The sequence below is a fragment of the Colwellia sp. BRX8-4 genome (assembly GCF_014077345.1).
GTDB lineage: Bacteria > Pseudomonadota > Gammaproteobacteria > Enterobacterales > Alteromonadaceae > Colwellia_A.
On record NZ_JACGVS010000013.1, the window covers coordinates 73,293 to 99,813 of the forward strand.

Below are 26,521 nucleotides of genomic sequence, written 5' to 3' on the forward strand. Positions count from 1 at the left end.
ATTGATGAAAGAAATGCTTACAAACAAAAACTACTTTTTAGCTGATGAATCAGCAACTATAGCTATGGGTAATAAATTAGCTGATATTGTAAAAAAAGAACTAAAACAAGGTATTGTTGTATATCTTTACGGTGATTTAGGTGCGGGAAAAACCACCTTAACTCGAGGTTTTGTGCAAGGTATGGGGCATATTGGCCACGTAAAAAGCCCAACCTATACTCTCGTTGAACCTTATGAATTACATGACTGGTTAGTTTATCATTTTGATTTATATCGCTTGTCAGATCCTGAAGAACTAGAATATATGGGCATTCGAGATTATTTTGCAGATAACTGCTGTTGCTTTATTGAGTGGCCAGAAAAGGGGCTAGGTATGATCAAGGCACCTGATTTGCGTATCGACTTAGCGTATAGTGAAGAGCAAAGAACCATCAACATACAAGCAAAGACCCCTTTGGGTGAGCTCGTAGTAAATGCGCTTAGTTAATGTGCGCTAATAGACGCAAAAGGAAAGGGCAGCAGTAAATGAATATTCGATCGTTATTATTAGCTATGTTATTAACCGTTAGTGTTTTCTTTGAAGCGCAGGGTAATAGCATCGATGGCGTTCGTGTCTGGCCAGCCCCGGAAAATACCCGTATTGTTTTTGATCTCAGTGAACAGCCTGATTATAAGTATTTCAGTTTACAGAATCCTCAGCGTTTAGTCATAGATTTTAACAACAGTAAGAATCATGTTTCGTTTAAGAATATCCTTAAAAAGGATAAACGCATAAAACTGATCCGCACCAGTAAATCGCGTATTAAAGGCACAACACGTTTAGTATTAGAATTAGCGGATAATTACTCTTTGGCTGTTTTTCCGCTTGCACCAGCTGGACAATACGGTAACCGTTTAGTTATTGATTTATTCGATGAAGAGAAAATTAGCCAAGGCGACCATACCCCCAAAAATGATCATCGAGATATTCTTATTGCCATTGATGCTGGCCACGGTGGTGAGGATCCTGGTTCTATAGGCGGTAAAGGCAGCTATGAAAAACGTGTTACGTTAGCGATTGCTAAAAAACTTGCTACCTATATTAATAATGAAAAAGGCATGAAAGCGGTAATGGTGCGCGATGGAGACTATTATGTTTCGGTCGGTCGACGTAGTGAAATAGCCAGAAAAAACCAAGTGGATTTTTTAGTCTCAATCCATGCCGATGCCTTTAGAACACCTCAACCTAACGGAGCCTCAGTCTGGATTGTATCGCACAAACGGGTTGAGTCAGAAATGGCCAAATGGCTGCGTAACCGCTCGAACAACTCCGAGCTTTTAGGTGGTGGCGGTGGTGTTATTAAAAATACCCGCGATGATAACTTGGCAAAAACCTTAGCAGATATGAATAAAGAGCATTCGCAGGGTGTCAGTATTAGCATGGCGAATAGCGTACTAAAACAACTGAAAAAAATTACTAAAATGCACAAGAAAATTCCCCAACATGGTAATTTTGGTGTGTTAAAATCTTCAGATATCCCTTCTATTTTAGTTGAAACAGGTTTTATTTCTAACCATAGAGAAGAGCAAAATTTAAACTCTAGTGCTCATCAGCGCAAGCTCGCTAAAGGTATTTTTAAAGGTATTAAAGACCATTTTATGATTCAACCGCCGATGGGCAGTTATTATGCCTCTATTGAAACACGACAACATAAAATTACTCGCGGTGAATCTTTATCTGTGGTTGCACAACGCTATAGTGTTTCAGTACGAGAATTAAAAATGGCAAATAGTTTAACCTCAAATACCGTTCGCATAGGTCAAACCTTAACCATACCTCGCGCCGATTAATTTATTATAAATAGTTAACAGATCAAAATTTATGACCATAGAAATCCTTCCAGCACGCCTAGCTAACCAAATTGCTGCCGGTGAAGTCGTAGAACGTCCTTCATCAGTGGTGAAAGAGTTAGTTGAAAACAGCTTAGATGCTGGCGCAACGACCATTAAAATAGACATTGAAAAAGGTGGCGCTAAACGTATTCGTATTAGTGATAATGGCTCGGGTATTGTTAAAGATGAACTAACGTTAGCGCTAAGTCGTCATGCGACCAGTAAAATTAAAGATTTAAATGATTTAGAAGGTATTTGTAGTTTAGGGTTTCGTGGCGAAGCACTGGCAAGTATTAGCTCAGTCTCACGTTTAACGTTGACGTCAAAACCTGCTGAGCAAGAATCAGCTTGGCAAGCCATTGCCGAAGGGCGAGATATGGCGGTAGCCTTACAACCCGCTGCACATCCTAATGGCACGACCATTGATGTTGTCGACTTGTTTTTTAATACCCCCGCGAGACGAAAATTCCTTCGTACTGAAAAAACAGAGTTCACTCATATTGAAGAGGTCATTAAGCGTATCGCTTTGGCGCGCTTTGATGTTAGTTTTATTTTGTCACATAATCAGAAAGTGATTAAGCATTTTAAATCAGTCAATAATAAAAGCTTATACGCAAAACGGGTAGCACAAATTTGTGGTCAAAAGTTTATTGAGCATTCACTGGAAATTGACTGCCAGCATGGCGATTTACAATTATCAGGTTGGGTAGGGCTACCAAGCTTTGCCCGTAACCAAAATGATTTATGCTTTAGTTACGTGAATGGCCGTATGATGCGAGACAAGTTAATTAATCACGCCATTCGTCAAGCTTATAGTCATCTGTTACCTGCGGATACTTACCCGGCTTTTGTGCTGTTTCTGGTGCTTGATGTCCGAGAGGTTGATGTAAATGTTCACCCAGCAAAACATGAAGTACGGTTTCATCAAGGGCGTTATATTCATGATTTTATTTATTCGGTTTGTCATAACGCGTTAAGCGAAAATGCTAATATTGGCTTATTGCCTGAATCAGAAGATCAACCCTCGGCTACTTTACCACTTCAGCCTGAAAGCCGTACGGTAAATTATAGACAAGACAATCAGCTTGAGTCACATGAAACCGGGCAGCAATTAACGCGTGATTATATTAAGCCATTGACGAAAGTTACCGATGTTCAAAGCGAACCCTATCAAGGTAGCAAGCCAGGTAGTCAAAAAAATTATTCATCTTATACGCACAGTAATAACCAAGTGAGCAGAAATGCTGCGCAAGCTTATCAAACATTGATGACGCCTTTGTCTGGTGGAAAGTCAGATGAAGACAGTGCCGCTCTGCCAATACACGAGGTGAATGAAAATGAGCACTTAGTGTTAACCAAGATTATTGATGAAAAATATGCGGTGATAACGTTAGACAATGAACTACGTTTATTGGCATTAAACAAAATAGAGCAAGCGGTTAAATTCTTCGAAGTAAAAAACAGATGGCAGCATAATTTTGTTAGTCAGCCGTTACTATTGCCGATTAAGATATCGTTAACGCAAGCACAAGTCACTTTTGTTGAAGCGCAGACTGATGCACTGAAAAAAATAGGTATTGTCGCGAGTGTTTTATCCAAGAACAGCATACAAGTACGAGAGTTTCCGGCCTTGTTAAGAAATAAAGATGTAAATTTAAGTGTTAATAAGCTCTTAACACATTTGTGTTTAGAAGATGGACAAGAATTAACAAATAGTGATTGGCAACAAGCCTTTGCAAGTTTATTATCCGCTGATTCTTACGATAACCAACAAGCTAAAAGCCTACTCCGTTTGAGTCAGCAACAATTAAATCCTACCTTTGAGCAGCAGCTACGCTTGAATTCGGTATTGATAGACCTCACATCATCAATAAGAATGTTAACGAATGCTACTTAAATTGATGTCTGACGCTTTATCAAGAAACAATATTGACAGTAAAAACCGTAAATTACCGCCAGTCATTTGTTTGATGGGGCCTACTGCATCAGGTAAAACAGCGTTAGCAATGGCATTACATGATGCCTTGCCATGCGATATTATCAGTGTTGATTCTGCGCTTGTTTATCGTGATATGGACATTGGTACTGCAAAACCAACAGCAGAAGAATTAGCAAAGTATCCGCATCGATTAATTAATTTAATTGATGCCAGTGAGAGTTACTCTGCCGCTGATTTTTGCCGTGACGCTTTACTAGAAATTGAGAAAATCAGGGAAAATAACCGTATACCTTTATTGGTTGGCGGTACTATGATGTATTTTAAAAGCCTGATTGATGGTATTTCGCCTCTGCCGGCGGCCGATGTAAAAATTCGCCAAGGCATAGCTGACGAAGCTGAACAATTTGGCTGGGAGAACATTCATCAACAACTTGCTAGCGTAGACCCGGTTTCTGCCGAACGTATTCACAAAAATGATCCGCAACGATTAATGCGGGCATTAGAAGTTTACCGCCTAACGGGCAAAAGTATGACCGACTTAACGAAAGTTAAGGGTGAACGACTCAGTGGTGATGTTTTACAATTTGCTATCTCACCGAAAGAGCGTAAAGATTTACATGCTCGTATTGCGCTTAGGTTTGAACAGATGATTGAACAAGATTTTGAATCAGAAGTTGTTAAGTTAAAACAGCGTGACGATTTGCATGAAAATTTACCCGCTATTCGTTGTGTTGGTTATCGACAGATGTGGGAATATTTAGATGGTGAAGTCGACCATGATGAAATGGTTTTCAAAGGCATTTGTGCGACGCGACAACTGGCTAAACGACAGTTAACTTGGTTGAGAAATTGGCCAAATTTACAATGGTTGCATATGGAAGACGAAAATAATTTGAAACTAATTATGTCTTCTGTAAGCAAACTTTAAACCTTGATGTATAATAAAAACAGTTGCATAGTAAGTAACTAGTTTTCTAGAGAAAAAACTCTTACATACATTTATTAAAAATAACAAAAAAGGGGCCAAACAATGGCAAAGGGGCAATCTTTACAAGACCCATTTTTGAATGCTTTACGACGTGATCGCATTCCGGTAGCAATATATTTAGTTAATGGCATTAAACTACAAGGACAAGTAGAGTCCTTTGATCAATTTGTTATTTTACTTAAAAATACAGTGAGTCAAATGGTCTATAAACACGCCATTTCTACTGTTGTTCCTTCACGGGCAGTTTCTACGATGCCAGCACCACAAACTGGTGATTATAGTCAGGAACAGCAAGATTAATGATTTCGTTGAGTTTGGTTGTACACCAAATATTACGTGTCCAAAAGTTTCTTTTGGTTTAACTATTTAGTTTATAGGTAATACTCAATTGTTTGATCGTTATCAAGCAGGTGAACAAGCTATTCTTGTTCACCTCGATTTCCCTGATGAAAATGCGCGCGAAGACTTACAAGAATTTGAAATGCTTGTTAGCTCTGCGGGCGTCAACGCGCTTGCAATTGTTACAGGTAAACGTACTACACCTCATACTAAATTCTTTGTTGGTAGTGGTAAAGCTGAAGAAGTTGCCGAGGCGGTAAAGTTACATCAAGCCAATGTGGTACTTTTTAATCACGCACTTTCTCCTTCACAAGAAAAAAATATTGAAGCATTGTGTGAGTGCCGCGTTGTTGACCGAACAACCCTCATCCTAGATATTTTTGCCCAGCGCGCTCGAACACATGAAGGTAAGATGCAAGTAGAACTTGCGCAATTACGTCATATGAGTACGCGTTTGATCCGTGGCTGGACACACCTTGAAAGGCAAAAAGGTGGTATTGGCCTCCGCGGGCCTGGTGAAACTCAGTTAGAAACTGATCGTCGTTTACTTCGCGACCGTATGGTAAATATTCGTAAACGCTTAGAACGTGTGGAAAAGCAACGCCAGCAAGGTAGAAGAGCAAGAACACGCGCTGAAATACCGACAATTTCTTTAGTGGGTTATACCAACGCAGGTAAATCGACGCTGTTTAATATTATTACTCAGGCAGACGTTTACGCAGCAGATCAATTATTTGCAACCTTAGATCCCACATTACGAAAAATTGAAATTGAGGATGTTGGCCGAGCAATTTTAGCTGACACCGTTGGCTTTATTCGTCATTTACCTCATGATTTAGTCGCCGCTTTTAAAGCAACATTGACTGAAACCCGTGAAGCTGAACTATTATTGCATGTCATTGATATTTCAGATGATAGGCGAACTGAAAATATTGAACAAGTTGAAACGGTTTTAAAAGAGATCGAAGCGGGCGATGTTCCGCAATTATTAATTTGTAACAAAATAGATGCTTTGGAAGATATTGAACCACGCATTGACAGAGACGATACAGGTCTACCTATACGAGTATGGTTATCTGCACAAAAAGGCATAGGGATTGAATTACTTTTTCAAGCGCTAGCTGAACGACTCGGCAAGAAAATAGTCAAGCATAACTTATGCTTACCTCCTAGCGAAGGTAAACTACGTGGTGTGTTTTATCAATTAAATTCTATTGTTGATGAACGGTATGACGAAGATGGAAATTGTTTATTGAAAATTAAATTACCTGCAAGAGAGTGGGATAGATTAATTAAACAGAGTGAAGCTGATATAGAAGGCTTTATTGAACGTAAACAGACTGATATATTACCGTAATGGGTAAATAGTAGTTTTAGCACTTATTTAAATTTATAGTTAGTGGAGAAGACCATGGCGTGGAATGAACCGGGGAATAATGATAAAGACCCCTGGAAAAAGAAAGATGATAAGAATCAAGGCCCACCAGATTTAGACGATTTACTAAAAGATATTGGTAATAAGTTTGGCGGTATTTTTGGCGGAAAATCATCAAAAGATGGCAGCAAGAAAGGCGCATCAAATGTTGGTATCGCTATTGCGCTAATCGTGGGTATTCTTGTTTATGCTTTTAGTGGTTTCTACACCATTAAAGAAGCTGAAAAAGGTATCGTATTACGTTTCGGGCAATACGATGGCACAGTTGAACCAGGTTTACGCTGGAAATGGACATTCGCCGAACGTATTATTCCTGTTGATATGCAAACAACACGCGACTTACCTGCATCTGGTTTTATGCTAACCAAAGATGAGAACGTGGTACGTGTTGAAATGCAAATACAGTATCGTGTTGTTGATGCCCGTGATTATATTTTCAGTGTTACTGATGCTGACGACAGTTTAAGCCAGTCACTAGACAGTGCTTTACGCTTCGTTATTGGTGACTCTAAAATGGATGATATTTTAACAAGTGGCCGTGAGAAAGTGCGTCAAGATGTCTGGAAAGAATTAGATGACATTATTGCCCCGTATAATCTTGGTCTAATTGTTGTCGATGTTAACTTTAAAGATGCTCGTCCTCCTGAAGAAGTCAAAGATGCTTTTGACGATGCTATTTCAGCACAAGAAGATGAAGTTCGTTTTTTACGTGAAGCCGAAGCCTATGCCCGTGGTATTGAACCAAGAGCACGTGGCCGAGTGAAACGTATGGAACAAGAGGCCATCGCTTATAAACAACAAACGGTATTAGATGCCGAAGGTGAAGTTGCTAAATTCAATAAATTACTTCCAGAATACCTTGCTGCTCCAGAAGTTACTCGCCAGCGTATGTATTTATCAACAATGGAAAATGTTTATGCCAATACCAGTAAGGTTATGGTTGATGTTGAAGGTGGCAATAACATGATGTATTTACCATTAGATAAAATGATGCAAAATCAGTCTTCTGGTCAACGTACTTTACCTGAGAGTCAAACGCGAGCGACGCAATCGATTAATACCCAAAGTACTGCGCCTGATTTATCAGGTCGTGCAGACAGATTTAACGAAGGGAGAAATTAAGCAATGAAAAACTTTATTATTGCCCTAATTGTATTATTCTCAGTATTAACCGTCTCTTCTGTTTTCATTGTTTTTGAAGGACAACGTGGTATCGTTTTTCAGTTTACAAAAATTAAACGTGATGCTGATTCAGGTGAAATGATTGTTTATGAACCGGGTTTACACTTTAAAATACCCTTTATTAACAACGTTCGCAGACTTGATGCTCGTATTCAAACACTTGATGAAGCGCCTGATCGCTTTGTAACATCTGAGAAAAAAGATTTAATGGTCGACTCATTTGTTAAGTGGCGTATTGTTGACTTTTCAACGTTCTACTTACGTACTTCTGGCTCAGTAGAAAATGCTCGTGCGTTATTGAAACAAAAAGTAAATAATGGTTTACGTACTGAGTTTGGTACGCGCACCATTAAAGAAATTGTTTCAGGTGACCGTGACGGCATTATGGCTAAAGCGTTAGCAAGTGCCTCAAGTAGTCGTGAAGACTTAGGTATTGAGGTTATTGATGTACGTATTAAAGCGATTAACTTACCCGCTGAAGTCAGTGCTTCTATCTATGACCGTATGCGAGCAGAGCGAACAGCTGTAGCAAAAGAGCATCGTTCTAAAGGTCAAGAGCAAGCGGAAATCATCCGTGCTACGATAGATTCTAAAGTAACAGTTATGTTAGCGACAGCACAAAAAGAAGCACAAGAAATGCGTGGTGAAGGCGATGCGTTAGCGGCTAAAGTTTATGCTGATTCATATGGACAAGATCCTGAGTTTTTCAGTTTTTACCGTAGCCTTGAAGCATATGAAAAAAGTTTTAGTAGTAAAAGTGATATCTTGGTGGTTAAACCCGATAGTGATTTCTTTAACTACTTAAAAGAAGGCGCTACAATTAAAAAGTAAGCTACTTTTTTGATAAAAAAGCCATGACTTGTCATGGCTTTTTCGTATCTGCTAGTTACCTATAGAAGTTATTGAGGAGTAATAACATGGTAGAGACACTATTAACGGCATTTGCTTTGGTACTGATTATTTTGGTACTGATTACTAATGGACTCATTCCTGTACTTTTCGTATCGACTAGTTACCTATAGAAGTAATTGAGGAGTAATAACATGGTAGAGAAACTATTAACGGCATTTGCTTTGGTACTGATTACTGATGGACTCATTCCTGTACTTTTCGTATCGACTAGTTACCTATAGAAGTAATTGAGGAGTAATAACATGGTAGAGACACTATTAACGGCATTTGCTTTGGTACTGATTTCTGATGGACTCATTCCTGTACTTTTCGTATCGACTAGTTACCTATAGAAGCAATTGAGGAGTAATAACATGGTAGAGACACTATTAACGGCATTTGCTTTGGTACTGATTTCTGATGGACTCATTCCTGTACTTTTCGTATCGGCTAGTTACCTATAGAAGTAATTGAGGAGTAATAACATGGTAGAGACACTATTAACGGCATTTGCTTTGGTACTGATTATTGAGGGGCTTATTCCTGCACTTTTTCCAAATAAGTGGCGCGACACTATGGAAAAGTTAGCGCAACAATCAAGCTTATCTATTCGTAATATTGGCATTAGCTTACTCGTCGTAGGCACATTTATTTTATGGTTACTGAGTTATTAGACTAAAGAATGACATAAAAGTTTTTCATAACCCCTTTAGTTAATTGAATATTTTTAAATTGCATTAAAAATCATCATTTATTACTTGGACTACTATTTGATTTTTGATAAAATCCCCGCCTAATTTTTTATCGAAATTGAAAACATGGGCAAAAACGTCGTAGTTCTAGGCACCCAATGGGGTGACGAAGGTAAGGGTAAGATTGTTGATTTACTCACAGATAAAGCTAAGTACGTCGTACGTTATCAAGGAGGCCATAATGCAGGTCATACTTTGGTAATAGACGGTGAAAAAACCGTACTTCATTTAATTCCATCGGGCGTATTACGTGACAATGTGAAATGTTTAATCGGCAACGGCGTAGTTTTATGCCCGAAAGCCTTGATGACAGAAATCGCAATGTTAGAAGCCAAAGGCGTTCCTGTACGTGAACGTTTACTTATTAGTGACGCTTGTCCGTTAATTCTTCCTTATCATAATGCTCTAGATGCTGCGCGAGAAATCGCTCGCGGTAATAAGCCTATTGGTACGACAGGGCGTGGTATTGGTCCAGCTTATGAAGACAAAGTTGCTCGCCGTGGTTTACGTGTTGGCGATTTAGTTTGTGCTGATTCATTTGCGATTAAATTAAAAGAAATTGTTGATTACCATAATTTCTCTTTAGAGCATTACTACAAAGTTGCACCCGTTTGTTATGACACTGTGCTTGCTGATGCTTTATCAGTTCGTGACGTTATCCTTAAAATGGTTGCCGATGTCGCTGAAATTCTTGATCAAGCCCGTAAAAACGGCGAATCAATTATGTTTGAAGGTGCTCAAGGTACTTTACTTGATATTGATCACGGTACTTATCCTTATGTAACTTCTTCAAACACTACTGCAGGTGGCGTTGCTACCGGTTGTGGTTTTGGACCTCGTCATTTAGATTATATTCTAGGTATTACTAAAGCATACACGACACGTGTTGGCTCTGGTCCTTTCCCTACAGAATTAGATGACGAAATTGGTGAACATTTAGGTACTGTAGGCCATGAATTTGGCGCGACTACTGGACGTGAACGTCGATGTGGTTGGTTTGACGCGGTTGCTATGCACCGTGCCATTCAAGTTAACAGCGTAACAGGATTTTGTTTAACTAAACTTGATGTTTTAGACGGTTTGAAAACCCTTAAAATATGTACAGGTTACCGCACTGAAGCTGGCGACATTATTACTGTACCGCCTACAGCTGCTGAAGGTTATGACAGAATTACACCTGTTTATGAAGAAATGCCAGGTTGGTCTGAAGTTACTGTTGGCGCAACTTCTCGTGACGCTTTACCTGCTAATGCGATCGCTTACATTAAGCGTATTGAAGAATTAACAGGTGTACCGGTTGATATTATTTCAACAGGCCCAGATCGTAATGAAACCATTATTTTAGTAAACCCGTTTGCTGAGTAATTAGAGCGAATAATTTTTTTCTAAAATAAGACGAATAAAACCACCCCTGAGGTGGTTTTTTTTACCTAAAATAAATTATTTCAATGGCCATTATTGAATATAAATTCAAAAGCAATTAATCAAGGTTATAAGCGATAGTGACAACGTTGATGAAGATTAATTATTAATTGGATAACTTCACCGATAAATTCGTTGTTGTGTATTGAAAAAAAGAAAAATCGATGGCTAAATTTTTTAAGTCAAAGAAGTTTATAAAAGTGGTCATAAAATACGGTGAATAGATTAAGCTGTATAGCGAATATTTAGTTTTATGATGTGCAATACAAAAGGGCTAAGGGTATGTTTGTTATAGCTTCTAGCACTTTTTTATATAAGAATAACGTTGGAACAAAATGTAAGATTACAATAGTATATACCCGTTACTTTTTAAAGATCACAGACAAAGGTGTATCTTGATTGATAACGAGTCTATAAAACTATGCTGTATATAAACAAAATAAAACGTGAAAAATGGCATATATAAGACAATAAATTCACCTAACGCATAGGATCAATCATGACTGACTTTCGCCAACAAGCACTTGATTACCATCAATTCCCAACACCTGGAAAAATAAGTGTTGAATTAACCACGGCCGCTGAAACTAGCCGTGATTTAGCACTCGCCTATAGCCCAGGTGTTGCTGAACCGGTTCGCGCAATTGCGGCAAATCCCGATGATGTTTACAAATATACGGGCAAAGGCAATACCGTCGCTGTTATTACCAATGGTACCGCTATTTTAGGGTTAGGTAATCTAGGTGGTATGGCGGCTAAGCCGGTAATGGAAGGCAAAGCATTATTATTTAAGCGATTTGCAGGTATTAATTCATTCGATATCGAAGTTAAACATAAGACAGTTGAAGAATTTATAAATACGGTCGCCAACATCGCTGACAGTTTTGGTGGTATTAATTTAGAAGATATTAAAGCACCAGAGTGTTTTGCTATTGAAAAAGCACTTATTGAACGTTGTAAAATACCGGTATTTCACGATGACCAACATGGTACAGCTATTGTTACCGCTGCTGGAATGATCAATGCCTTGGAAATCCAAGGTAAAAGTATTAAAGATGCCAACATTATTTGTCTTGGCGCAGGCGCAGCAGCGATTGCTTGTATGGAACTATTAATCAAATGTGGCGCTCAGCGCGAAAAAATCTACATGCTTGATACTAAAGGTGTCATTCATACCCGACGTGATGATCTTAACGAATATAAGCGTATGTTTGCTAATAATACTGATAAACGTACCCTTGAAGATGTTATCGATGGCGCAGATGTATTTGTTGGTGTTTCTGGACCCAATCTACTTTCTGCTGAGCATGTAAAATTAATGGCACCCAATCCAATTATCTTTGCTTGTTCAAACCCAGATCCTGAAATAAAACCCTCATTAGCGCTTGCTGTTCGTGATGATCTTATTATTGCTACGGGTCGCTCTGATTACCCTAACCAGGTCAATAATGTGTTATGTTTTCCTTTTATTTTTCGTGGCGCTTTAGATGTTCGCGCTAGAACGATTAACGATGAGATGAAAATTGCCGCTGTTCATGCAATTCGTGAATTAGCAAAGGAACCTGTTTCGCAAGAAGTGTTAGATGCTAGTGGTGAGAAAAGTTTGACCTTTGGTAAGGAGTATATTATCCCTAAGCCGATGGATCCACGTTTGTGTGGTCGAGTAGCGCTTGCCGTTGCTAAAGCGGCGGTTGAGTCTGGAGTGGCAGCCCTAGAATTACCTGAAAACTATATGGCATAATCAGTAGTATTTATTAATAACGCTGTAAAAGGAGAGCTCGACTCTCCTTTTTTTATTTATGACAAATAGTAGGTCATGGTGCAGTTACTACATGGACGCAGAAAGTAGGAATTAAGAAATAGGGTAACGCAGGAGCAGTTACCTCTTGTACGTCATCTATATTCCTGACAAATCATTAATACTTGCACCTCTGTAGATAATGTCACCGATGGCAAAGCATAACAATATTGAGTAGGACGAATAACAATGAAAACTTCAACGAAAGCCGTTTTACTCTCAGCACTTGTTTACCCGGGTATTGGCCAACTAATGTGTCACGCTTATCGACGGGCTACGTTATTTATTTTAAGTTTTTCTGTGACAGTATATTTGTATATTGAAGAAGTGATGAGGCAATATCAGCCACTTATTAATAAAGTTAAATCAGGTGACGTTGCGCTCAATAGCCAAGCACTGATCGCAGAGATGTCAAAAAATCCCATTATTGTTGACCCTATCTTAATGAGTATATTAACCTATACACTACTAACTTGTTGGTTATTGGCTATTGTAGATGCTTACCGTATGGGCATAAAAAAAGACGCCAGAGCGTCTTTTTGAGGAAGTGTATTAAGACCCTTAGCTACTCGTCTTCAATTTCAAATTGACTGAAGTCGGTAATACCTTTTGCTATTAAGGCTTCGCGCACACTTTTAGGTAGCATCTCTGTATTGTCTTTTGTTAAATCGCCATCATCAGGAAGAGGCTGTCCGGTAAAAGCATGCAGAAAAGCTTCACATAACAATTCGCTGTTAGTTGCATGGCGTAAGTTGTTAACTTGCCGACGAGTACGTTCATCCGTTAACACTTTCAGTACCCGCAACGGGATTGAGACCGTGATTTTTTTAACTTGCTCACTTTTTTTACCATGTTCGGCGTATGGTTTTATATAATCGCCATTCCACTTTGCCATTTAATTACCTTTGTTTAGCTAAATTACTTTTTATAAGTTAGATTTTACTGGTTGTTGGCGTTGAGTCAATAACGAATGTGTAGAAGTTTAGAAGTCTAAAGTTCTTGACCGACAAAAGTAAAGCGTTTAGAGTTATAGACGTCCAAACATCTATTTGATTTTACTGCCCGATTGGAGCAAAAAATGACAAGCAAAAAACCAGCAACATTAGCTGTTAGAGCCGGCATTAATAGTGATGAACATCACGGTGCGGTTGTTCCTGCCATTCATTTATCGAGTACTTATGCTTTAAAAGGCTTCAACAATAAGCGCCAATTTGATTATTCCAGAACAGGCAACCCCACTCGAAGCACGTTTGCACAAGCTATCGCTGATTTAGAGCAGGGTGCTGTAGGCATTGTTACCAGCACAGGAATGTCAGCGGTGCACTTAATTTGTCAGTTACTGACAACAAAAGATACGGTTGTTATTCCACATGATTGCTATGGTGGAAGTTATCGCTTGTTTACCCACCTAGCAAAACGTGGCTTATTTAATGTGCTTGTTGTTGATCAAAACGATGATCAAGCGTTAGCGCAAGCGCTTGAACAAAAGCCAAGATTAGTTTTGATTGAGTCACCTAGTAACCCATTATTACGGCTGGTTGATATAAAAAAGGTTACTCAAGCCAGTCATGCTGTTGGTGCTTTAGTGGCAGTAGATAATACGTTTCTTTCTCCCTTGTTACAGCAACCGCTATTATTAGGTGCTGATATTGTTTTTCACTCGACAACTAAATATATTAATGGTCATAGTGATGTTGTGGGTGGGGTGTTAGTAACAAAAGAAAAAGAACTGGGTGAAGAGCTAGCGTGGTGGGCAAATTGTATTGGTATTACGGGTTCACCTTTCGACAGTTATCTGGCATTACGTGGCTTAAAAACCTTACCACTGCGCATGAAACAGCATCAAGAAAATGCTAATGCTGTTGCAAAATACTTAGAAAATCATCGAGCAATTAACGCGGTATACTTTCCTGGTTTAAAAAATCACCCGGGACACGAAATTGCTAAGCGTCAGCAAAAAGATTTTGGCGCTATGATGAGTTTCGAAATAAAAGGTGGTGTTGAAGCGGTTAAAGTACTCTTTGACAACTTATCACTCTTTACCTTGGCACAGTCATTAGGTGGCGTTGAAAGTTTAATCAGTCATCCATCAACGATGACCCATGCAGGTATGGAAATTGAAGCACAAATTGCAGCGGGTATTACTCAATCTTTAATCCGAATTTCTGTCGGTATTGAAGATGTTAGTGATATTATTAATGACTTAGAACAAGCTTTATCGGCAAGCCAAATTTAAAGTTGTAGACTATTTTTAGTAGAAGAATTAATGAGTGAAAATGACACAGTCAAATACAGTAGAACAATTATCATCAGGGAATAATCAACTGGCGAAGCATGCTATTCATGTACATAAATTTGGTGGCAGTAGCTTAGCAACTACTCAATGTATTGAACGTGTGGTTGATATTATTCGTCAAAACTGTCAATTAAATGATTTAGTTGTTGTTTCGGCAAATGGAAACACTACGGATGACTTATTCAATATTTATAAACTCGCACTTGAAAAAAGTGACGAGCTGTTTTTGGCTATTGAAACACTAGAGAAATCACAAAGCACATTAATTGGTGAGTTATTGAACCCTAGCAGTGCAGCAGACCTTATCAAGGTTTTGTCTGATGATATAACACAATTAACGGCTTGGTTGTCTGATCAGCCAAGCCAACACCATGCAGATATGTTGGCATTTGGTGAGCTGTGGTCGGCGCGTTTATTATCGGCGGTGTTAAGTGAAAAAGTTTGTCCAAGTTATGCTATTGATGCGCGTGACTTTCTGGTTATCAATAATGATAAAGACTGTGCAGTCGACAATCAGCAAAGTAGTCAAAATTTTCAGCAGAACTTACAAAAAGGAAAGTTGGCGGTTATTACTGGCTATATCACTAAAAATTCTCAAGGTGAAACCTGTACTTTAGGTCGTAATGGTAGTGACTATTCAGCAACAATTATTGCATCACTGTCGGGCGCGCTGAATGTTACCCTATGGACTGACGTTGATGGCATTTATAGTGCCGATCCTCGTATTGTACCACTTGCCCGTAAATTACATCGCTTACCTAATGGTGTCGCGAAAGAATTAGGCCGCTTAGGTAACCCGGTTCTGCATGCAAAAACCTTACAGCCGCTCACTAACCACAGCACACACCTTCATGTAGCAAGTAGCTTTGATCCTGAAATTTCTGGTACAGAGATAGGAAAATTTGGTCAAATTGCTAAACAGGAATTGTCGGTCACCTCGCTTAACGATCTGTTACTGGTAAAATCGACCAGTTTAGCCGGTTCGTTTGGTGAACAAGCCAGTAATGAGTTTTCTGCGATATGTAGTGATGTTCAGCAAGGCTTTATGGTTATCCACCAAACACAACAAAAATTAGTGAGTCAGTGGCTGGCGAGTCATGATACCGAAGTATCATTCACACCGGTGTCGATTATAGCGATTGTTGGTCATAGTGTGGTAAATCAAGGTAATATCCAAGCGCGTTTTAAACGTGCCCTCAAACATACTCATGTACTGCAGGTGGTGAACTCGTTAAGTGAGCATAGTATTATCGCCATTCTTCAGCAGAGTTGTACCGGTGAGTTACTTAATAATGTTCATTATGATATGACTAAAGACGCTCGACACATAGGTGTTGTTGTTTCAGGGCTTGGTAATATAGGTCAACGATTCTTAGACTTGTTACCCGCGCAACTCAATCGAGTCTCTGTGTTAGAGAACGTTCATTTAGTCGGTTTAGTCACTTCTAAAAAAGCATTGCTTAATACCGATGGTATCGATGTTAATCAAGCAATGTCGCTTTATGAAAGAGATGCTACGCCTTGTGATAATGCCTTATTGATGTCGTGGTTAACGAACCATCCTTACGACGAATTAATTGTTGTCGATATCACCCCTAGCGAACATTTTAGTGATTTATACAGTGAGTTCTTTAAAGAAGGTATTCATGTTATTGGTGCCAATAAATGGGCGGCTTCTGCCAGTACCGCTCGCTATAATGACTTAGTATTAACCGCGGCTGAAAATAAAAGCTTATGGTTAGGAAGTACTACTGTTGGCGCCGGTTTACCGGTTAACTTTGCCATTAACGATTTATTGAAAAGTGGCGATAAGATAACGGAAATATCAGGAATTTTTTCAGGCACGCTTTCTTGGCTATTTGAAACCTATGATGCCAGTGTACCGTTTTCAACCTTATTAATGGATGCCTTATCACAAGGGATCACTGAACCCGATCCACGAGAAGATCTGTCTGGGCGAGACGTGCAACGAAAATTACTGATCTTAGCGCGTATGGCAGGTTTTGAATTATCACTTGATGATATTGAATGCGAAAATTTAGTGCCAGAATCCTTACAAGGGTTATCAACGACTGAATTTTTAGCAAAGTCAGCAGACTTGGACAGTTACTTTGCTGAACAACTCACTAGCGCATCTAAACAGCAAGCCTGTATTCGTTATATTGCAAAATTCTGTGTCAACGAACAAGGCCAATTGAGCGCTAAGGTTTATCTTGCGACGCTTGCTAAGAATGATCCCTTTGCCTCGTTAACTCCGGGTGATAATATATTTTTAATTAAGAGCCAATGGTATCAAGATAACCCGCTTATTATTCGTGGACCAGGCGCGGGTCGTGATGTTACCGCGGGTGGCCTGCATTCAGACTTAGTGAGTATTTGCCAGCAACTGGCCGGTAAAAAACACCAAGTTAAAATCAAAGGTCTAAGTTAAATTAGCATAATCTAGCTATCATCATTATTACTACACTAGGCATTAATACGCTAAATGAGAAAAAGCACAACTTGTAGGTTGTGCTTTTTCTCAATCGATACTAATAAACACTTGTCTGTTATCGCATTATTAACTAGCATTTAGATAATTAAAAAAAGTAGCTACTTAGCACAGGCACCAAGTTGTATTTACATGGAAAATAAAACCTATAGCGACAGCTATTTTACCAGCCAAGTAAAAAGTCTTTTAAGCAGAATTTATGGCCACAGCCAATTAAATGATTCCGTTCTTGAGCGTGCGATTGAGTACTATGAAAAACAATCTTTTATTGAGCATAAGTTAGATGAGCTCAAGAAAAATATTGAAAAAGTTAGTCGGCAAACAGCCACGGATAAAGCTAAAACTTTACGGGTAAGACTCGAACGTGAACAACGCAACTATTACGAGGAATTACGTTTTGAACGCAATGAGCGTCATCAACACCTCTATAAACTCTGTAAAGAGATCATCAAGTTGTCTGAGGGTGATTGCTTTGAAGACAGTAATCGTAAATCTAGCCAGCTTTTAGGTACCATACAATTAGTGAGCCCCACCCAGGGGCGAAAAATTGCTTTAACCAACGAGCAACATAAACCGCTTTATAAAAGCGTGTTATGTTTGCGTTTACTTGACCGACTATGCATGGATCAACATATTGTTGAGCCCTATATCAAGAGTGCTTTGGGGGATATCAACGCAGAGCAATATCAAACGTTGGCTCAAGATAATCCCGAGGCCTATCAAGCCTTTGTAGAGAAAGTAAAAATTCCACTGGTCATGGCGGCGCTATTACAAGATATCGGTAATAACCACCCCGAGTCGCTAGCCATTTTGCGTGGTGCAGATTATCAAAAAGATCCCCATCGAACCTTACCTATTGAAGAGCGAAAAGCACTCTTACAAATAAATTATCGGGAAACGGTTAAGTATCTTATTGATGGTATTGGCGCAGGTATATATATTGGTAATTCAAAAAAAGATCGCGACGAGCACAATGTCGTTGAGCATAAAAAATTATTGTTCATTAAGCATTTACTCAAAAGTGCCGTCAACCCAAAGAAGGGTATTGGCAACCTTCTTAAAGTACCACAAATATACAGTTCTATTATCTTGTCGACAAAAGATAGCTATAACTACAAATTATTACCGAAAGTTTATTATGTTCTTAATCAAAACGCGGAGCGGGGAGCTTGTTGTCAAGCAGTGGTTAATGCACTGACAAAAATTACTGGCCATTTTCCACAAGGTTATGGTGTTACCTATGTCCCGTATGAGCAAGATATTAACGACCGCTATGAATATGCCATCGTTAGCCAGCTTTATCCTGCAAATGCTGATTATCCTATTTGCCGAACGGCAACACGCAACTTAGCCTTCATAAGTCATGGACAAGAGATAGTCATTAAAAAATCTGCTAATTTATATTTTACTGAAACAGCTAAAAGTTTCTCTACTATCAGTAAAGAGCGCCTCCATGAAATCTTAGAGTTGTTAGTGTCAAACTCCCATGAGCGTAAACAACTAGATCTACTTCCTCGCTGTTGGCAGCCAGGAGAATTCTTTTCAGTCAATATTAATCAAAAGCTGTGGAACAAAGCTAAATAACGTTAAAGTCTTTGCTTTTATAACGCCATAGTGAAAACACTTAGCAAGTTAAGTAATTAGACTTACCCTGTTGTTGTTATCAAAGAGGGATATTTACAGTAAATATTAATCAAAAGCTGTGGAACAAAGCTAAATAACGTTAAAGTCTTTGCTTTTATAACGCCATAGTGAAAACACTTAGCAAGTTAAGTAAGTAGACTTACCCTGTTGTTGTTACCAAAGAGGGATATTTACAGTAAATATTAATCAAAAACTGTCAAATAAGGCTAAATAACCATAATGCTTTTTCACTGTCTGTTAAAGTTCAGGTAAAATGGCGTTTATTACTTTGCATAACTTTGGAATATCTCGTGAGCGATCAAGAAAAAAGACTGAATAAATTTATCAGTGAATCAGGTTACTGCTCGCGCCGAGCTGCTGATAAGTTGATTGAAGAAAGTCGAGTTACGATCAATGGTAAAACCCCTGAGTTAGGTACTAAGGTACAAGCGGGTGATGTGGTTTTTGTTGATGGTAAGCAAATTGGTGCTATGCCGGCTAATAAATCTGACCGGGTTTACATTGCTTATAACAAGCCAGTGGGTATTACCTGTACGACCGAGTTACATGTTAGAGGTAATATTATTGACGCTATTGGTCACAAGGAAAGGATCTTTCCGATAGGGCGCTTAGATAAGCCTTCAGAAGGATTAATTTTCTTGACCAGTGATGGTGATATCGTTAATAAAATTTTGCGCGCTGAAAATGCCCATGACAAAGAGTATATTGTCACGGTTGATAAACCCATCAGTGAGCGTTTTATCCAACGGATGTCAAAAGGTGTACCTATACTGGGAACCATCACTAAACCCTGTCTTGTTAAAGTAGAAAGTAAATTTGTTTTTCGTATTATCTTAACGCAAGGCTTAAATCGTCAAATTCGTCGGATGTGTGAATATTTAGATTACGAGGTTTTACAGCTAAAACGTTCGCGTATTATGAGTGTCGAGCTGGGTGATTTACGACCAGGACAATGGCGAGATTTAACCACAGCGGAAATGGTTGAAATTAATGCAGCGGTAGCCACGTCGACGAAAACAGCTTTACCAAAAGAAATCGATGAATCGGGTGATCCATGGGCAACCGTTATTGCAGTAACAGACATAGAAAATGATGTTAAAAAATAAAGCTTAGTTATACTAAACGTTAATTACGTTTGGTTTTTAAGACAATAAAAAAGGACGCCTAAGCGTCCTTTTTTTGTTTTCTTACTTAATGCTTACTATTTTCTAGCAGCATCTTTTGCTTCTTTAGCTGCTTTAACTTCAGCGATAACAACTTCTGCTACGTTATTAGGACAAGGCATGTAGTGAGAGAATTCCATTGAGAATTGACCACGACCTGATGTCATTGTACGTAATGTTCCGATGTAACCAAACATTTCTGAAAGAGGTACGTCAGCTTTAATACGAACACCAGAAACACCTGCGTCTTGACCTGCGATCATGCCACGACGACGGTTTAAATCACCAATAACATCACCAACGTGATCATCAGGCGTAAACACATCAACTTTCATGATAGGTTCGATTAACTGTGCACCAGCTTTTGGAATTGACTGACGGAAAGCACCACGAGCAGCAAGTTCAAAGGCAACAGCAGATGAATCGACCGCGTGGAAACCACCATCGTATAATTCAATTTCAACGTCAAGTACAGGGAAGCCAGCAAGAACACCAGTATCCATCATGCCTTTGAAGCCTTTCTCGATTGCTGGGAAGAATTCCTTAGGAACATTACCACCAACAACAACAGAGCTGAATACGAAACCAGTACCAGGTTCGCCGGGCTTAATACGGTAATCAATTTTACCGAACTGACCAGAACCACCAGATTGTTTCTTATGTGTGTAAGAATCTTCAATTGCCGTAGTGATTGTTTCACGGTACGCAACTTGTGGCTTACCAACTTCTAATTCAACACCGTAAGTACGTTTTAGAATATCTACTTTGATATCTAAGTGAAGCTCACCCATACCAGATAAAATCGTTTCACCTGAATCGATATCAGTTTCAACTTTAAAAGTAGGATCTTCTGCAACCATTTTACCGATAGCAAGACCCATCTTCTCAGTTGAACCTTTATCTTTAGGTGTTACAGAGATTGAAATTACTGGCTTAGGAAATACCATAGCTTCTAGAACGATAGGGTGCTTAGGATCACATAATGTGTGACCTGTCTGAACATTACTCTTCATACCAACAATCGCGATGATATCACCAGCTTGTGCTGAAGTAAGTTCGTTACGGTCATCAGCTTGCATTTCACACATACGTCCAACACGCTCAGTTTTACCTGTAGCAGCGTTAAGAATGGTATCGCCTTTCTTCAATGTACCTGAATAGATACGTACGAAAGTTAATGTACCAAAACGGTCATCAGTGATTTTGAATGCTAACGCTTTGAATGTTTCTTCTGCAGAAACAATTGCGAATTCGCCATTAGGCGTGCCTTCTTCATCAGTAAGTGGTTGAGGATTAACATCTGTAGGTGAAGGCAAGTAATCAACAACAGCATCAAGAATTAATTGAATACCTTTGTTTTTAAATGCAGAAGCACCGTAAGTTGGGAAGAAAGTCATATCACGAGTACCAGTACGGATACACGCTTTGATTTGTTCTGTAGTAGGAACCATTTCCCCTTCTAAGAACTCCATCAACATATCTTCATCAACTTCTAAAGCTGTTTCGATTAACTGTATACGGTACTCAGCAGCTTTTTCTACCATATCCGCTGGAATATCAGTAATTTCATAGTTTTCTGGAAGACCTGTGTCATCCCAGATGTAAGCTTTTTCGCTAAGAAGGTCAACAACACCAACAAAGTCATCTTCTTCGCCAATTGGCAAAGTCATAATAAGTGGCGTAGCACCTAAAACGTTTTTAACTTGCTTACAAACACGGTAGAAATCAGCGCCTAAACGGTCAAGTTTGTTGATCATGATAATACGAGCAACTTTTGAGTCGTTCGCGTAACGCCAGTTAGTTTCTGATTGTGGTTCAACACCACCAGAACCACAGAATACGCCGATACCACCATCAAGTACTTTAAGTGAACGGTAAACTTCAACAGTGAAGTCAACGTGACCAGGAGTATCGATGACATTGAAACGGTGATCGTTCCAAAAACAGCTTACCGCAGCAGACTGTATGGTAATACCGCGCTCAGCTTCTTGTTCCATGAAGTCAGTGGTAGATTCACCATCATGTACTTCACCAGTTTTATGGATCTGACCGGTTAATTTAAGGATACGTTCAGTTGTTGTGGTTTTACCAGCATCAACGTGAGCGAAGATACCAATATTTCTATATTTAGATAAATCTGCCATTACTTTACTCTATTTAAGTCGCTACTAAAAAAGCGGAATTGTTGAAAATTTGCGCGCGAGTATACCATTAGTAAGTTCAAACAAAAATAAAAAATGAAAATTAATTAATAACAGTGATAAAAAGTTGGGCTAATCTGACGGTGTTTTATCGTGAGTTTATGGCATTAATTATCGAATTATAGCGAGTTGTCGACGGCCAAGACTTTAATAGCTTGTTTGATAAGGTGCGATAGCTGTTTTTAATGATACCTTAACTAACATAATTGCGACCTTTTACACGACCCAATTGTTATACTTATTAAGACAGCTAAAAAGGGATCAGTTTTGACGAAATGGAATGACAAGCTACTGGAAAGTATGAAGCAGGGTGATGAGGTGGCATTAGAACAATGTTACCGGTTACTCTCTCCTATTATCTTTACTGCAATTCTTAAGATTTGTAAAAACCGCCATGATGCTAATGACCTATTACAAGATACCTTTGTAGATGCTTTTGACAATTTAGCTTCTTTTCATCAACAGGTGCCTTTTATTGCTTGGCTAAAAAGAATAGCCTTTAATAATACCTTTAATTTTTTAAAAAAAATTAAACGCTTAACGATTGGCATTGAGCATTTATCCGAAGCGGTGTCTTTAGAAAATAGTATGGAAAGCGACTATGAGAACCGCAATTTATTACTTTACTTGTTCGAGCGTTTGTCCGAAATGGAGTGTTTGATTATGTGGCTATATATAGCAGAGCAATATAAGCATAGCGAAATAGCGGAAGTTATTGGAAAAACGCCAAGTTATTCAAAATCAGTTGTCTGTCGATGTTTACAAAAGTTAAGGGCGAATGCAGAGGTAAAAAAGTATGCTAATTAGCAAAATAAATGGTGATGACTTAACTGAGCAAACGCGTCAGCTTGATTCATATTTAACCCTTGATTCGGTGCGTAAAGAAATAACTGCATTGCAACAGTCGGCAGATGAAATAGCGCTAGAAACACCCGATGAACTCAATTGGCAGAAAATTAATCATCGTTTAGCCGCTTCAACTCATCGTACAAGGGGGCAGGGTAAATCTACAAATATATTTACAGAGAAAAAACCGTTACTCGCTATGGCTGCGTCGCTGTCATTTATATTTATAGGTGGCTTGAGTTGGTATAACTATCAATTACAACAACAGTTAGTTATGGCATTAAAAACAAACCAAAGCATGGAATTACAACTCGCTGAATATAGCCAGCTACAAGTAAATCAATACTATCTATTGCAAGAAATCTCTGCAGTGGAAGCCAAGCTGCTTAACGAACCATCTTTGAAAGTTAAGGTAGCGATATTAAAATACAGGAGCGCATTAATGCAACAAGTGCTCGAGTATCAACAAGGAGGTAACGATGAGTTTAGTATTTAAGGCCTTATTCACTAATAAGTATAGCGGTGTGTTATTAATGCTGCTTTTATCAAAGCCCTTATTCGCCGCAACGCCACAAACTCATGAATGTGCAACGCTAGCGCTGACCGCTAATAATCAACAAAACCAGGCGATAACCTACCAGTTGTTGTCACATAACAATAGTTCGATTGATAACAACGCCTATTTAGATAATAGCTACCAAGCCGTGTTTATCGCTCCAGGACAACATAGCTTAAAGGTAAGGGCTTGGCGGACAGCCGATTATCTCAGTTACCACAATGGTATTGACGTAAATAAACAGCAGGCTTTGATTAAAAAAACTGTTGACCACCAGCTATTAATAACCGTGGTTGCCGACGCTAACTATCAACTGTTACCGATAAACAAAGAGGATGGAACTGTACTCGTCTTAGAAAAAAATCTGCAAAATTGTCATCCAGACACTCGCAGCGTGTTAGTCGCTAAGCATCAGCCATTAACATCCCAGATGATAAACTCGGTCTCCTTACCTGGAGATCTTGAGATACGCTTATATAATTTAATGGGAAAGTTAGCGCTTGAGAACTCATCAAGTATTAAGGGTTCAGTAGCAACAAGTAATATAGTGCCGCTTAGATTAATGGGGAGTTTTGGTCTGACGTTTGACCAAGGTAATGATACCAACAATGACACGTTGAAGGTATTAACCGTTCATCCTTTCTCCGTCGCCCATACCTTAAAATTAGCCAGTGGTGATGTGATTGTAAATCTAAACAATAAAAGTGACTTAACGGTAAAAGCTTCACCCAATCAGAAGTTTCAACACTATGTTAACCGTTTAGCTATTGGCGAGGATATAGAGATTACCGTTCGACGAGATAATAAAGAACGGCTATTAAAAGGTAATTACCAGCCAAAAATATTGCCTGAAAGCCACTATAAAATAAATGGTACTGCCATTTTAGATTCATTCGACGATAAGCAATGTGCATCGTTAAGTCGATACTTTACGGGGATAAAAGGCTATAAGATAATTAGCCACAATGGTCAGTCACTGAGTGAGCTTTATGGAAATTCAGCACCAACAAGGTTAAGCCTGTCGCCAGGCGTTCATCGATTTCAAGCGGTATTTTCTCCTCGACCTACTCGTGCCATTAATACTCAAATGGCGAGTACCCTTGATATTGCCCCAAGAATGTCGGGCGGTAGCCGAGCGGGTGAAGCGGGCATTAAAACCTTAATCCGTACAAGAGCAGGTTCGATTAATGGTTGGTTCGGTAATCCTACTGATCGTAATTCAGCCAGAACCAATGGTTCGATAGTCGACGATTATATCATTGAGCCAATGGTGGGGCGGCCATTACTAAATGTTACCCTAAATGTTGAACAGGCCAAGCAATATAAATTAACGCTAGCACAGGAATCTACTGAGTCTAAACCGTCGATTTATGAAATTACGTCAACAGCTACGTTAAGTGAAATAGATTGTGCTGAAACTGTCTTATCGGCAATTTTATCGCCGCCATTGACTACGCAGTCCTTAATAAATAGTCAGTCGTTAACACCTTCACTTCAGTACGAGTTAGATCAATTGTTGTTAGAAGTAGCCTCTTATTATCAGGTCAGTGGTATTAACACCGGTATTGTTGATATTTACCGTGAGAAAAAGCTCGATAATAAGTATGGCCTTATTGGTAAGATGACTGATTATCAAGCAGGTTATGCCTTGTTAGTTAAACAAGTCAGTAGTAATAGCATGGCAAGTCGGGCAGGTTTGTTGGCGGGAGATAAAATATTGGCTTTGAACAACACCATTTTTATTGATAACAAGCCAAGTGAATTTTTAGCCGGTATAGCAAAGTTAAAAGCGGATGAAGTCTATACATTACTTATTTTAAGAGAAAATGAACAACGTGAGTTCGTTGCGGTTTACCAAGAAAAAGATCTTCCTGCTTTCTTCTTGTCAGTAGATATGAGCTCTGTAGCACAAGCCCAACAGGCTTTGGATCGGATAAACAGTTCAAACTAAGCTGATAATAGGGATAGCCATTTGTACTAAAAAGCAGATAACCTATATTAACAATCAATAACGGAGACAACTGATGAATAAATTTACAATTATAACCGCGTTATCATTAATACTGGCTGGATGTAGCGCTTATCAAATCAAAGCCGATGTTGATGAAGGTAAATTTCGCTTTGTTAACTTTGAAAAAGAACGGGGTAAGCAATTTGAGTATATCCATCTTATGTGTCTGTATAAAAGGCCAATTCAATGGAATCTACCTAAGCAATATCAAGCAGGTAATCACCAATTATGGGTAAAAGCGCAAATTTACCAAAATGGCATGAGCATTCGTGAAAAGAATGCCTTCGTTAAATTTGACGTAACGTTAAAAGCAGGCCTGAGTTATAAATTGAACCGCTCTTTTGATGATGATGATAATATTTCCATTTGGATCGAAGAAGAACAGTCTAAAAATATTGTTTCAGAAATTATTACCACTGAACTCCTTAGACCCTTGCTTATTGAAAAATCATTGAGAACTGAGCAATGTGAGTCGGGATCAATTTAGTCTGATCGCCACCGCATCTGAGCTTTAGTGATAAAAAATATTTAGGCTTGATAAATATTATCAGTTATGTATAATACGCATCCGCACATCGCTCACGCTTTGTGCGGATTTTCACCTTAGCCTTTACGGTTAAGGTTTACAGCAGCTCCGATAGGGAGTTGAATGTTATTAGCGATACACCCCCCTTTTACATATAAAAGGTGATGGG

The 26,521-nt window shown here is 38.9% G+C and carries 22 protein-coding genes; 20 read left to right on the plus strand and 2 right to left on the minus strand.

What is annotated here, in order from left to right:
- Positions 1-13: 13 nt before the first annotated feature.
- From tsaE to H4J56_RS12235, 12 genes are all read left to right on the plus strand, one after another.
- Positions 14-487, plus strand: coding sequence for a tRNA (adenosine(37)-N6)-threonylcarbamoyltransferase complex ATPase subunit type 1 TsaE (gene tsaE, locus H4J56_RS12180; protein WP_404842494.1), 474 nt, complete (start codon positions 14-16; stop codon positions 485-487).
- Between the two features lie 38 nt (positions 488-525).
- Positions 526-1,830 carry an N-acetylmuramoyl-L-alanine amidase gene (locus H4J56_RS12185; RefSeq protein WP_182242103.1) on the plus strand — a complete coding sequence of 435 codons (1,305 nt, stop codon included), beginning with the start codon at positions 526-528 and terminating at the stop codon, positions 1,828-1,830.
- Between the two features lie 31 nt (positions 1,831-1,861).
- On the plus strand, positions 1,862-3,769 hold the full coding sequence (gene mutL, locus H4J56_RS12190) for a DNA mismatch repair endonuclease MutL (RefSeq protein WP_182259405.1): 1,908 nt from the start codon (positions 1,862-1,864) through the stop codon (positions 3,767-3,769).
- Positions 3,770-3,773: 4 nt separating this feature from the next.
- Positions 3,774-4,739, plus strand: coding sequence for a tRNA (adenosine(37)-N6)-dimethylallyltransferase MiaA (gene miaA, locus H4J56_RS12195; protein ID WP_182259412.1), 966 nt, complete (start codon positions 3,774-3,776; stop codon positions 4,737-4,739).
- Positions 4,740-4,841: 102 nt separating this feature from the next.
- On the plus strand, positions 4,842-5,099 hold the full coding sequence (gene hfq, locus H4J56_RS12200; protein ID WP_070375096.1) for an RNA chaperone Hfq: 258 nt from the start codon (positions 4,842-4,844) through the stop codon (positions 5,097-5,099).
- Positions 5,100-5,187: 88 nt separating this feature from the next.
- Positions 5,188-6,495: a ribosome rescue GTPase HflX gene (gene hflX / locus H4J56_RS12205; protein ID WP_182216096.1), complete on the plus strand. Its 1,308-nt coding sequence runs from the start codon at positions 5,188-5,190 to the stop codon at positions 6,493-6,495.
- Between the two features lie 54 nt (positions 6,496-6,549).
- Positions 6,550-7,695 (plus strand): FtsH protease activity modulator HflK, encoded by a 1,146-nt coding sequence (gene hflK, locus H4J56_RS12210; protein ID WP_182221527.1) that lies wholly within the window; start codon positions 6,550-6,552, stop codon positions 7,693-7,695.
- A gap of 3 nt (positions 7,696-7,698) precedes the next feature.
- Positions 7,699-8,586 carry a protease modulator HflC gene (gene hflC / locus H4J56_RS12215; protein WP_182221528.1) on the plus strand — a complete coding sequence of 296 codons (888 nt, stop codon included), beginning with the start codon at positions 7,699-7,701 and terminating at the stop codon, positions 8,584-8,586.
- A 545-nt stretch (positions 8,587-9,131) separates the two neighbouring features.
- Positions 9,132-9,320, plus strand: coding sequence for a DUF2065 domain-containing protein (locus tag H4J56_RS12220; RefSeq protein ID WP_182203168.1), 189 nt, complete (start codon positions 9,132-9,134; stop codon positions 9,318-9,320).
- A gap of 144 nt (positions 9,321-9,464) precedes the next feature.
- Positions 9,465-10,763 carry an adenylosuccinate synthase gene (locus H4J56_RS12225; protein ID WP_182259406.1) on the plus strand — a complete coding sequence of 433 codons (1,299 nt, stop codon included), beginning with the start codon at positions 9,465-9,467 and terminating at the stop codon, positions 10,761-10,763.
- A gap of 556 nt (positions 10,764-11,319) precedes the next feature.
- Positions 11,320-12,561 carry a malic enzyme-like NAD(P)-binding protein gene (locus tag H4J56_RS12230; protein WP_182251116.1) on the plus strand — a complete coding sequence of 414 codons (1,242 nt, stop codon included), beginning with the start codon at positions 11,320-11,322 and terminating at the stop codon, positions 12,559-12,561.
- 246 nt (positions 12,562-12,807) lie between these two features.
- The gene (locus H4J56_RS12235) at positions 12,808-13,161 is read left to right on the plus strand and encodes a hypothetical protein (protein ID WP_182244298.1); all 354 of its coding nucleotides are present in this window, start codon (positions 12,808-12,810) and stop codon (positions 13,159-13,161) included.
- Between the two features lie 22 nt (positions 13,162-13,183).
- Here H4J56_RS12235 and metJ read toward each other — a convergent pair whose 3' ends face one another.
- Positions 13,184-13,513 (minus strand): met regulon transcriptional regulator MetJ, encoded by a 330-nt coding sequence (metJ, locus tag H4J56_RS12240; protein WP_070375088.1) that lies wholly within the window; start codon positions 13,511-13,513, stop codon positions 13,184-13,186.
- 183 nt (positions 13,514-13,696) lie between these two features.
- Here metJ and metB point away from each other — a divergent pair, with 183 nt between their 5' ends.
- The 4 genes from metB (at position 13,697) to rluF (ending at position 20,155) form a co-directional block, all read left to right on the plus strand.
- Positions 13,697-14,854 carry a cystathionine gamma-synthase gene (gene metB / locus H4J56_RS12245; RefSeq protein WP_182221530.1) on the plus strand — a complete coding sequence of 386 codons (1,158 nt, stop codon included), beginning with the start codon at positions 13,697-13,699 and terminating at the stop codon, positions 14,852-14,854.
- 40 nt (positions 14,855-14,894) lie between these two features.
- Complete coding sequence (gene metL, locus H4J56_RS12250) at positions 14,895-17,345, plus strand: bifunctional aspartate kinase/homoserine dehydrogenase II (RefSeq protein ID WP_182217243.1); 2,451 nt, start codon at positions 14,895-14,897, stop codon at positions 17,343-17,345.
- Positions 17,346-17,537: 192 nt separating this feature from the next.
- The gene (locus H4J56_RS12255; protein WP_182259407.1) at positions 17,538-18,989 is read left to right on the plus strand and encodes a hypothetical protein; all 1,452 of its coding nucleotides are present in this window, start codon (positions 17,538-17,540) and stop codon (positions 18,987-18,989) included.
- A 350-nt stretch (positions 18,990-19,339) separates the two neighbouring features.
- Entirely contained in the window at positions 19,340-20,155 is an 816-nt protein-coding gene (gene rluF / locus H4J56_RS12260) for a 23S rRNA pseudouridine(2604) synthase RluF (protein ID WP_083277955.1), read from the plus strand.
- Between the two features lie 95 nt (positions 20,156-20,250).
- Here the strand turns inward: rluF and fusA are convergent, their stop codons facing one another.
- The gene (gene fusA, locus H4J56_RS12265) at positions 20,251-22,356 is read right to left on the minus strand and encodes an elongation factor G (protein ID WP_070375085.1); all 2,106 of its coding nucleotides are present in this window, start codon (positions 22,354-22,356) and stop codon (positions 20,251-20,253) included.
- 324 nt (positions 22,357-22,680) lie between these two features.
- Here fusA and H4J56_RS12270 point away from each other — a divergent pair, with 324 nt between their 5' ends.
- From H4J56_RS12270 to H4J56_RS12285, 4 genes are all read left to right on the plus strand, one after another.
- Positions 22,681-23,220, plus strand: a complete 540-nt coding sequence (locus H4J56_RS12270) for an RNA polymerase sigma factor (protein ID WP_182244295.1) — start codon at positions 22,681-22,683, stop codon at positions 23,218-23,220.
- Entirely contained in the window at positions 23,210-23,755 is a 546-nt protein-coding gene (locus H4J56_RS12275; protein WP_182244294.1) for a hypothetical protein, read from the plus strand. Before H4J56_RS12270 ends, H4J56_RS12275 begins: the two co-directional genes overlap by 11 nt.
- Entirely contained in the window at positions 23,739-25,766 is a 2,028-nt protein-coding gene (locus H4J56_RS12280) for a hypothetical protein (RefSeq protein WP_182259408.1), read from the plus strand. The genes H4J56_RS12275 and H4J56_RS12280 overlap by 17 nt, the downstream gene beginning before the upstream one ends.
- Positions 25,767-25,839: 73 nt before the next feature.
- Positions 25,840-26,313, plus strand: a complete 474-nt coding sequence (locus H4J56_RS12285) for a hypothetical protein (protein ID WP_182259409.1) — start codon at positions 25,840-25,842, stop codon at positions 26,311-26,313.
- Positions 26,314-26,521 lie beyond the last annotated feature (208 nt).